Origin of the sequence: Streptomyces sp. NPDC059740, from assembly GCF_042733155.1 — a bacterium.
In the GTDB taxonomy this organism is placed as follows: Bacteria; Actinomycetota; Actinomycetes; order Streptomycetales; family Streptomycetaceae; genus Streptomyces.
In genome coordinates this window covers 21,657-31,662 of record NZ_JBHWGP010000050.1, presented here as the reverse complement: position 1 = coordinate 31,662, position 10,006 = coordinate 21,657, and the positions used below count along the sequence as shown (strand labels likewise).

Here is a 10,006-nt window from a genome sequence, read left to right as displayed (position 1 = left end):
AACGCTCGGCTGGGAAACCCCAGCCGAGCGCCTGCATAAACTGCTCGCCGTCTGACACAACCGATCATGTGTTGCGACGATCCCTAGAAACCGCCCGGTGAGTCCGGGCGGGGCCTTCCTGCGTTGCGGACGGGCTACAGCGTCCCGAGCTTGACCAGGGCGAGCAGCGCCACGAGCTGGATGGCGGAGGCGCCGAGCGCCTTCGGCCAGGGCAGGTCGTGCGACTTGGAGACCATGTTGGTGAAGAGGAACCCGGCCGCGAGCCAGGTCGCCCAGCCCAGGACCTGCACCAGAGCGCTGTCGCCACCCAGGAACATGGCGAACAGGAGCCGGGGGGCGTCGGTGAGCGACATGATCAGCATGGACAGGCCGACGGTCGGCTGCCACGCCCCGTCGCCGCCGAGCTGGCGCGCCAGGGTGTGCGTCACCGCTCCCAGGATGAGACCGCCGATGACGAACATCACGCCGGTGATCAGCACCCAGGGCACGCTCTGCGAGAGGGTCGCGTGCAGCACCTCCTCACGCGGCTCGTCGAAGCCGAAGACGGCGAGCAGGCCGTAGACGAAGGTGACGAGGAGCGCGGGGCCCCACACCGTGTGGTCCCGCATCCGCCAGAAGGTCGGCGACGGCCGCAGCACGATGCCGCTGAGCAGTTCCTTCCAGTTCAGGCGGGGGCCGACCGGCGGCGCCGTGGCCTCGCCCGCCCGGTAGGTGTTGCCGGCGTAGTCCTCCTGCGGCGCCGGGTAGCCGCCGGCGTAGGCGTCCGGGGCCTCGCCGAGGCTGAACTGCTGGGTGTGCCCGGGGGCGTCGGCGGCTGCGCCGTGGGCGGGAAAGCCCTGCGGGGCGTAGCCGTGATCACCGAAGTACTCCGGCTCGCCCTGCGGCGTCGCCTGGGCCTGCTGCCACTGGGCGTGCGGGGGCGGGGTCTGCCGGCCGTACGGCGGTTGCGCACCGTAGGCGGGCTGCTGCTGCCCGTACGGCGCCTGCTGTGCGTAGGGGGCGGGCCCCTGCTGACCGTGCTGCGCGGTGCGGGCGTCGTCCCCACCGCGTCCCATCCTGAATCCAGCCACGTCATCGAACGTACCTGTTGTCGGGGGCGGCCATGCGGGAGGAGGGGCGACGGGGCGGCTTTGCGGCCGAGCTGTGACATCCCCTAAGGGGTCTTTGCCATATGAGCGTCCGACGAGGTCGCGTGGTCTGGTGCCGTGCATCGCAAGGCGCCGGGGAGTCCTCGTAGCGGAGCTACCAGGGTTTTTCGGCAACGCCGCGAGGTGCGGTGCCAGACCACCCGGCCCGGGCGGGCATATGGCAAGGACCCCTAAGGGCCCGGTGGACGCGTCGCCGAGGGGCGGGGGCCGGTGGGGGAGGGACCGGACGGACGACGCGACGGCCGGCCCCGGGGTCGGGACCGGCCGTCGCGGGTGGGGCGTGCGGGTCTACCGGGCGGGTTCGGGCTCGGGGGCGGTCGCACCCTCGCTGTCGCCGTCACCCTCGCCGCCGGCCGGGGCCTTCACCGAGTCCAGCAGGAGCTGGGCGACGTCGACGACCTGGACGGACTCCTTGGCCTGGCCCTCGTTCTTCTTGCCGTTGACCGAGTCGGTCAGCATGACCAGGCAGAACGGGCAGGCGGTGGAGACGATGTCGGGGTTGAGGGAGAGGGCCTCGTCCACGCGCTCGTTGTTGATGCGCTTGCCGATCCGCTCCTCCATCCACATCCGGGCGCCGCCCGCGCCGCAGCAGAAGCCGCGCTCCTTGTGGCGGTGCATCTCCTCGCTGCGCACCCCCGGGACGCTGGCGATGATCTCGCGCGGCGGCGTGTAGACCTTGTTGTGGCGGCCCAGGTAGCAGGGGTCGTGGTAGGTGATCAGGCCCTCGACGGGGGTGACCGGGGTGAGGCGGCCCTCGTCGATGAGGTGCTGGAGCAGCTGGGTGTGGTGGATGACCTCGTACTCGCCGCCGAGCTGCGGGTACTCGTTGGCGATCGTGTTGAAGCAGTGCGGGCAGGTGGCGACGATCTTCTTCGTCGCCTTCGGCTTCTTCGTGGCCGGGTCGTCCTCGTCCTCACCGAAGGCCGTGTTCAGCATCGAGACGTTCTCGGCGCCGAGCTGCTGGAAGAGGAACTCGTTGCCCAGGCGGCGGGCGGAGTCACCGGTGCACTTCTCGTCGCCGCCCATGATCGCGAACTTCACGCCCGCGATGTGCAGGAGCTCGGCGAAGGCCTTGGTGGTCTTCTTCGCGCGGTCCTCCAGGGCGCCCGCGCAGCCCACCCAGTACAGGTAGTCGACCTCGGTGAGGTCCTCGACGTCCTTGCCGACGACCGGGACCTCGAAGTCGACCTCCTTGAGCCAGGCCAGGCGCTGCTTCTTGGCCAGGCCCCAGGGGTTGCCCTTCTTCTCCAGGTTCTTCAGCATCGTGCCGGCCTCGCTGGGGAAGCTGGACTCGATCATGACCTGGTAGCGGCGCATGTCGACGATGTGGTCGACGTGCTCGATGTCGACCGGGCACTGCTCGACGCAGGCGCCGCAGGTGGTGCAGGACCACAGGACGTCCGGGTCGATGACGCCGTTCTCCTCCAGCGTGCCGATCAGCGGGCGCTCGGCCTCGGCGAGGGCGGCCGCGGGGACCTCGGCGAGCTGCTCGGCGCTCGCCTTCTCCTCGCCCTCCATGGTCTTGCCGCCGCCGGCCATGAGGTACGGGGCCTTGGCGTGGCTGTGGTCCCGCAGCGCCATGATCATGAGCTTCGGCGAGAGGGGCTTGCCGGTGTTCCAGGCGGGGCACTGCGACTGGCAGCGGCCGCACTCGGTGCAGGTGGAGAAGTCGAGGATGCCCTTCCAGGAGAAGTGCTCGACCTGGGAGACCCCGAAGACGGTTTCCTCCTCATTGTCCTCGTCGAAGGCGTGCTCGAAGTCGATCTCCTTGCCGCCCGAGGTCATCGGCGTCAGCGGGCCGAGCGCGGTGCGGCCGGTGTTCTCCCGCTTGAAGAAGATGTTGAAGAACGCCAGGAAGCGGTGCCAGGCCACACCCATGTCGGCGTTGAGCGAGACGACGATCATCCAGACGAAGGACGTGCCGATCTTGATCGTCGCGGTCAGGTAGACGAGGTTCTGGAGCGTGCTGACGCTCAGCCCCTTGAAGGCGAGGACCAGCGGGTAGGAGACGAAGAAGCCCGCCTGGTAGTGGTCCACGCCGGTCAGGGCGCCCTCCAGGCCGCGCAGGGTGAGGATCGCGAGGCCGATGATGAGGATGACGGCCTCGACGAAGTACGCCTGGCCGAGGTTGGAGCCGGTGAAGCGGGACTTGCGCCCGGCGCGGCCGGGCAGGTTGAGCTGCCGGATCACGATCAGGGTGAGGATGCCGAGGGTGGTCATCACGCCGATGAAGTCGACGAACCACTCGTAGACCACCCAGTCGCCGATGACCGGCAGCATCCAGTCGGCCTGGAAGAGCTGGCCGAAGGCGTTGACCAGGGTCAGGACGAGGGAGAAGAAGCCGACGGCGACGAACCAGTGGGCCACGCCCACGATGCCCCACTTGTTCATCCGGGTGTGGCCGAGGAACTCCTTGGCCACGGTCAGGACGCGTCGGGTGGGTTCGTCGGTGCGGGTGCCCGCGGGGACGGGTGCGCCGAGCTTGAAGAAGCGCACGAAGTGCGCGATGACGCGGCCGAACAGCGCGACGCCGACCACGGCTAGGACCAGCGACACGAGGATCGCGGCGAGTTGCATGGATGGCTCCTCAAGCCAGGGGGTGAGCGGGGCCTGGCGGCACGGGGACCGGCGCCGGCGAGGTCCAGGCGGCAACACTACTAAGCGGTAACTTTTTGCTTTTGCGCTGAGGTTACCCAGTATCGCGGCGTGCATGAAGGCGGCGGGCCGGTGATCTGCGTCGCGGACGGCCCTCGGGGCCGAGTGGCGGCCGGCGAGGGCGCCGGGTCTGCCCGGTTTGTGGGGCGCGGGGGTGACCGCCTACGGTTCAGCGGGAGGGCCTGATCGTAAGTCCCGAATAAAAGTTGAGCGGGCCTGGCTCACCTTGCTTGACAGGGTTGTGCCGCTCAGGCACGCTTGAGCCTGTTCCACTCAAGTCATGGAGGATCTCAAAATGGCACGTGCGGTCGGCATCGACCTGGGCACGACGAACTCCGTCGTCAGTGTTCTCGAAGGCGGTGAGCCCACCGTCATCACCAACGCCGAGGGCGCCAGGACCACGCCGTCCGTCGTCGCCTTCGCCAAGAACGGCGAGGTGCTGGTCGGCGAGGTCGCCAAGCGCCAGGCGGTGACCAACGTCGACCGGACGATCCGTTCGGTCAAGCGCCACATGGGCACCGACTGGAAGATCAACCTCGACGACAAGGACTTCAACCCCCAGCAGATCTCCGCGTTCATCCTTCAGAAGCTGAAGCGTGACGCCGAGGCCTACCTGGGCGAGAAGGTCACCGACGCGGTCATCACCGTTCCGGCGTACTTCAACGACTCCGAGCGTCAGGCGACGAAGGAGGCCGGCGAGATCGCGGGCCTGAACGTCCTGCGCATCGTCAACGAGCCGACCGCCGCGGCGCTCGCGTACGGCATGGAGAAGGAAGACCAGACCATCCTGGTCTTCGACCTCGGTGGCGGTACCTTCGACGTCTCGCTGCTGGAGATCGGCGACGGTGTCGTCGAGGTGAAGGCCACCAACGGTGACAACCACCTCGGTGGTGACGACTGGGACCAGCGCGTCGTCGACTACCTGGTCAAGCAGTTCCAGAGCGGCCACGGCGTGGACCTCTCCAAGGACAAGATGGCTCTCCAGCGCCTCCGCGAGGCCGCGGAGAAGGCGAAGATCGAGCTGTCCTCGTCCACCGAGACCACGATCAACCTGCCCTACATCACCGCCTCCGCCGAGGGCCCCCTGCACCTCGACGAGAAGCTGACCCGGGCCCAGTTCCAGCAGCTCACCTCCGACCTGCTGGAGCGCTGCAAGACGCCGTTCCACAACGTCATCAAGGACGCGGGCATCAACCTGTCCGAGATCGACCACGTGGTCCTCGTCGGCGGTTCGACCCGTATGCCGGCCGTCGCCGACCTGGTCAAGGAGCTGACCGGCGGCAAGGACGCCAACAAGGGCGTCAACCCGGACGAGGTCGTCGCCATCGGCGCGTCCCTCCAGGCCGGTGTCCTCAAGGGTGAGGTCAAGGACGTCCTCCTGCTGGACGTCACCCCGCTGTCCCTCGGTATCGAGACCAAGGGCGGCATCATGACCAAGCTCATCGAGCGCAACACCACGATCCCGACCAAGCGCTCGGAGATCTTCACCACGGCCGAGGACAACCAGCCGTCGGTGCAGATCCAGGTCTACCAGGGCGAGCGCGAGATCGCGGCGTACAACAAGAAGCTCGGGATGTTCGAGCTGACCGGTCTGCCGCCGGCCCCCCGCGGCGTGCCGCAGATCGAGGTCTCCTTCGACATCGACGCCAACGGCATCATGCACGTCACCGCCAAGGACCTCGGCACCGGCAAGGAGCAGAAGATGACCGTCACCGGCGGCTCCTCGCTGCCGAAGGACGAGGTCGACCGCATGCGCCAGGAGGCCGAGCAGTACGCGGACGAGGACCACAAGCGCCGCGAGGCCGCCGAGTCCCGCAACCAGGGCGAGCAGCTCGTCTACCAGACCGAGAAGTTCCTCAAGGACAACGAGGAGAAGGTCCCGGCCGAGGTGAAGACCGAGGTCGAGGAGGCGGTCGCCGAGCTGAAGGAGAAGCTCAAGGGCGAGGGCCCCGAGGCCGTCGCGGAGATCCGCACCGCCACCGAGAAGGTCGCCGCCGTCAGCCAGAAGCTGGGCCAGGCCATGTACGCCGACGCGCAGGCCGCGGGTGGTGCCGAGGGCGCCGCCGGTGCCGGTGCCGCCGGTGAGCAGGCCAAGGCCGACGACGACGTGGTCGACGCCGAGATCGTGGACGACGACAAGGACAGCAAGGGTGGTGCCGCGTGACCGAGGAGACCGGGGGCTTCGACGAGAAGCCCGACGTCCCTCAGGAGGCCGCACAGTCCGACGCCGCGCAGTCCCGGGACGACGCGGCGCCGGGCGCCGGGTCCGCTGAAGAGGCGGGCCCGGCCCCGGCCGGGGACAAGGACGCGAAGGGCGCGCAGGACGTCGCCCTCACCGCGCAGCTCGACCAGGTGCGCACGGCGCTGAACGAGCGCACCGCCGACCTCCAGCGCCTCCAGGCGGAGTACCAGAACTACCGCCGCCGGGTGGAGCGGGACCGGGTCGCCGTCAAGGAGGTCGCCTCCGCGAACCTCCTGTCGGAGCTGCTGCCGGTGCTGGACGACATCGGCCGGGCCCGTGAGCACGGCGAGCTGGTCGGCGGCTTCAAGTCGGTGGCCGAGTCGCTGGAGTCGGTGACCCAGAAGATGGGGCTCGAGCAGTTCGGCGAAGAGGGCGAGGCCTTCGACCCGACCGTGCACGAGGCGCTGATGCACAGCTACGCACCGGACGTCACCGAGACGACGTGCGTGGCGATCCTCCAGCCGGGGTATCGCATCGGCGAGCGCACGCTGCGCCCCGCGCGGGTGGCCGTCGCCGAACCGCAGCCGGGCGCCCAGGGCGCCAAGGGCGAGGAGGCGTCGGGCGCCGAAGGCAAGACCGCCGACGAGGAGAACGGTGGCCCCGAGGGGTCCTGAGCCCGGTCGGCGGGAGACGGTACGAGAGGAGGGACGTCGAGGATGAGCACGAAGGACTTCGTCGAGAAGGACTACTACAAGGTCCTCGGCGTCCCCAAGGACGCCACCGAAGCCGAGATCAAGAAGGCGTACCGGAAGCTCGCCCGCGAGAACCACCCGGACGCCAACAAGAACGATCCCAAGGCGGAGGCGCGGTTCAAGGAGATCGGCGAGGCCAACGAGATCCTCGGCGACCCCAAGCGCCGCAAGGAGTACGACGACGCCCGCGCCCTGTTCGGCAGCGGCGGCTTCCGGCCCGGACCGGGCGGAGCCGGCGGCGGCACCTTCAACTTCGACCTGGGCGACCTCTTCGGCGGCGCCCCGGGCGGAGCGGGCGGCGCCGGGAACGCGGGTGGTTTCGGCGGCGGCCTCGGGGACGTCTTCGGCGGGCTGTTCAACCGCGGCGGCACGGGCACCCGCACCCAGCCGAGGCGGGGCCAGGACATCGAGTCCGAGGTCACGCTCAGCTTCAGCGAGTCGGTGGACGGGGCCACGGTCCCGCTGCGGATGTCGAGCCAGGAGCCCTGCAAGGCGTGCAACGGCACCGGCGACCGCAACGGCACCCCGCGGGTCTGCCCGACCTGCGTCGGCACCGGCCAGGTCAGCCGGGGCGGCGGCGGTGGCTTCTCGCTCACCGACCCGTGCGGCGACTGCAAGGGCCGCGGCCTGATCGCGGAGAACCCCTGCGAGGTCTGCAAGGGCAGCGGCCGGGCCACCAGCGCCCGCACCATGCAGGTGCGCATCCCGGCGGGCGTGTCCGACGGGCAGCGCATCCGGCTGCGGGGCAAGGGCGCACCCGGTGAGCGCGGCGGACCGCACGGTGACCTCTACGTCGTCGTGCACGTCGACGCCCACCCGGTCTTCGGCCGCAAGGGCGACAACCTGACCGTCACGGTGCCGGTCACCTTCGCCGAGGCCGCGCTCGGCGGCGAGGTGCGGGTGCCGACGCTGGGCGGGCCGCCGGTGACGCTGCGGCTGCCGGCGGGAACCCCCAACGGCCGCACCATGCGCGCCCGGGGCAAGGGGGCGTCGCGCAAGGACGGCACGCGCGGCGACCTGCTGGTCACCATCGAGGTCGCAGTGCCCAGGGATCTCGACGACAAGGCCAGGGAAGCGCTGGAGACCTACCGAGAGGCGACCGCGGACATCGATCCGCGGGCGGAGCTGTTCCAGGCCGCGAAGGGAGCATGAGATGGACAACCGCGTCGGGCGCGGTCGTAACCCCTACGAACTCACCGAAGAGTCACCGGTCTACGTCATCTCCGTCGCGGCCGAACTGTCCGGCCTGCACCCGCAGACTCTGCGGCAGTACGACCGTCTCGGGCTCGTCTCCCCCGACCGCACCGCGGGCCGGGGCCGACGCTACTCGGCCCGGGACATCGAGCAGCTCCGCCAGGTGCAGCAGCTCAGCCAGGAAGAAGGCATCAACCTCGCGGGCATCAAGCGCATCATCGAGCTGGAGAACCAGGTCGCCGCACTCCAGCAGCGCGTAGTGGAACTCCAGGGCGCCCTGGACGGCGCGGCCACCGCCATGCGGCAGCGGGAGGCGGCCGTCCACGCCTCCTACCGCCGCGACCTGGTCCCGTACCAGGAGGTGCAGCAGACCAGCGCACTGGTGGTCTGGCGCCCCAAGCGGGACAAGTAGCGCGGGCGGGCGGGAACAGGCAGGCCGAAGGGGCCGGGAGAACTCCCGGCCCCTTCGGTGCGTCCGGGCGGCCGGTTCACGGCCGGCGGCCCGGAGGCGCTGCTCAGCCGAGCTGCTTGAACGTCGAGGGCACCGGCAGCGTGGTCCACTGCGAGATCGGCCAGGCCACGGCGAAGGCCCGGCCCACCACGTCGTCGACGGGGACGAACTCGTGGCCCGGCCTGACCTGGTGCCAGTAGGAGGAGTCGGCGGAGTCCTGGCGGTGGTCGCCCATCACCCAGATGTCGCCCCTGGGCACCTTGACGGTGAAGGACCGCCCCTGCGTGCACGGGGTGTTGCCGGGCTGGACGTACGGCTCGTCCAGCGCCTTGCCGTTGACGCGCACCGGTCCCGTCCCCGAGCACTTGACGGTGTCACCGCCGACGCCGATGACCCGCTTGATCAGGTCGCGCTCGTCGGAGGAGGGGGAGAGCCCGACGAACGCCAGGGCGTCCTGCAGGGCGTTGGTCTGCGTGGCCGGTTCGCCGGCCAGCCAGCCGCCCGGGTCGTGGAAGACGACCACCTCGCCGCGCTCGGGCTCGGAGCCGAACCACGGGGTCAGCTTGTCGACCAGGACGCGGTCGCCCACCAGCAGGGTGTTCTCCATGGACCCCGAGGGGATGGAGAACGCCTGGACCAGGAAGGTCTTGATGACCAGGGCCAGTACCAGCGCCGCGACCACCAGGAGGGGGAGTTCCTTCCACAGTGGTCGGGGCGCCGCCTCACGGCGGTGCCGGCGGCGCCCGCCCCGGGAGGACGCGGTGCCGGGGCCTTCGCCGCCGTCGCCACCGGCCGCCGTGGCGCCCGGGCCCTCGGGGCCCTCCTCACGGCTGGACGAGGCGGCGTCGGCCTGCTCCTCACCGGCACGCCGTGCGTCCTGTCCACGCCTCCATGACGGCACCTGATCATCCCCCGTGTTGCTCGGGCTGGCTTGCGGTCCTCCCGGATCGTAGCCCTGTGAGCTGTGGATTCGGGACGGGAGTGGTGGATGTGTCCGAAGGGAGGCGGTAGGCGGGGGCTCGCGGCGGTACGCGAGGGTGGCCCCGGAGGCGGTGCGGAGCCCGGCCGGGCGGGGAAACCCCTGGTGGGGGAGGCGGAGCCGGGACGCGCACCGGGCCGGGCCCGTCAGGCGGCCGGACGGCCGACGTTGCCGAGGGCCCGGGTCACGGTCAGCTCCAGCACGACCCGCTTGGGGTTGGGCCGCGGCGGGTGGCCGTAGCGCTCGGCGTAGCGGTCCTCGGCGTCCGCGACGGCCTCGGGCGAGGTGCGCAGGCGGGCGGTGCCCTCCAGGGTGGCCCAGTGGCGGCCCTGGAGCTGGCAGACGGCCACCGGCAGGCCCGCGGCGCCGGCCGCGGCCACGTTGACGGCCTTGCGGCTGTCGCCCGAGGTGATGATCCGGGCGGTGAGCGTGGCGGGGTCGAAGGTGACGCCGACCGGGACGACGTGCGGGGTGCCGTCCGGCCGGAGCGTGGTGAGGGTGGAGAGGTGCGGCTCGCGCCAGAAGTCCAGGTAGGCCTCGGGCAGGGCGCGCAGGTCGTGGGCCATGGCAGCGAGGGTAGAGGGCCGGGAGGGCGAGCGCTGCGGTGGCCCCGCGGGAGGCCGGCCGGGACGGACCGGCGAGGCT

8 protein-coding genes are annotated in these 10,006 nt (G+C 70.6%); 4 read left to right on the top strand and 4 right to left on the bottom strand.

The genetic code is table 11. The features are described 5' to 3' along the window. Nucleotides 1-134: 134 nt before the first annotated feature. Nucleotides 135-1,055: a YIP1 family protein gene (locus ACFV3R_RS31695; protein WP_385590348.1), complete on the bottom strand. Its 921-nt coding sequence runs from the start codon at nt 1,053-1,055 to the stop codon at nt 135-137. Nucleotides 1,056-1,436: 381 nt separating this feature from the next. Further along, nucleotides 1,437-3,725, bottom strand: a complete 2,289-nt coding sequence (locus ACFV3R_RS31690; protein ID WP_385590342.1) for a (Fe-S)-binding protein — start codon at nt 3,723-3,725, stop codon at nt 1,437-1,439. 373 nt (nt 3,726-4,098) lie between these two features. On the opposite strand from ACFV3R_RS31690, the gene dnaK reads away from it, so the two are divergent. Genes dnaK through ACFV3R_RS31670 form a run of 4 tightly spaced genes read left to right on the top strand, consistent with a single transcriptional unit; the run spans nt 4,099 to nt 8,343 of the window. Continuing rightward, nucleotides 4,099-5,967, top strand: a complete 1,869-nt coding sequence (gene dnaK, locus ACFV3R_RS31685) for a molecular chaperone DnaK (protein WP_385590346.1) — start codon at nt 4,099-4,101, stop codon at nt 5,965-5,967. Beyond that, entirely contained in the window at nt 5,964-6,659 is a 696-nt protein-coding gene (grpE, locus tag ACFV3R_RS31680; protein ID WP_385590340.1) for a nucleotide exchange factor GrpE, read from the top strand. The genes dnaK and grpE overlap by 4 nt, the downstream gene beginning before the upstream one ends. A 42-nt stretch (nt 6,660-6,701) precedes the next feature. After that, entirely contained in the window at nt 6,702-7,889 is a 1,188-nt protein-coding gene (dnaJ, locus tag ACFV3R_RS31675; RefSeq protein ID WP_385590338.1) for a molecular chaperone DnaJ, read from the top strand. Between the two features lies 1 nt (nt 7,890). After that, nucleotides 7,891-8,343 (top strand): heat shock protein transcriptional repressor HspR, encoded by a 453-nt coding sequence (locus ACFV3R_RS31670; protein ID WP_385590336.1) that lies wholly within the window; start codon nt 7,891-7,893, stop codon nt 8,341-8,343. Nucleotides 8,344-8,446: 103 nt separating this feature from the next. Here the strand turns inward: ACFV3R_RS31670 and lepB are convergent, their stop codons facing one another. Both lepB and ACFV3R_RS31660 read right to left on the bottom strand, forming a co-directional pair. Next, on the bottom strand, nt 8,447-9,283 hold the full coding sequence (lepB, locus tag ACFV3R_RS31665; RefSeq protein WP_385590334.1) for a signal peptidase I: 837 nt from the start codon (nt 9,281-9,283) through the stop codon (nt 8,447-8,449). 224 nt (nt 9,284-9,507) lie between these two features. Beyond that, nucleotides 9,508-9,927: a TIGR03618 family F420-dependent PPOX class oxidoreductase gene (locus ACFV3R_RS31660; RefSeq protein WP_385590332.1), complete on the bottom strand. Its 420-nt coding sequence runs from the start codon at nt 9,925-9,927 to the stop codon at nt 9,508-9,510. Nucleotides 9,928-10,006: the final 79 nt, after the last annotated feature.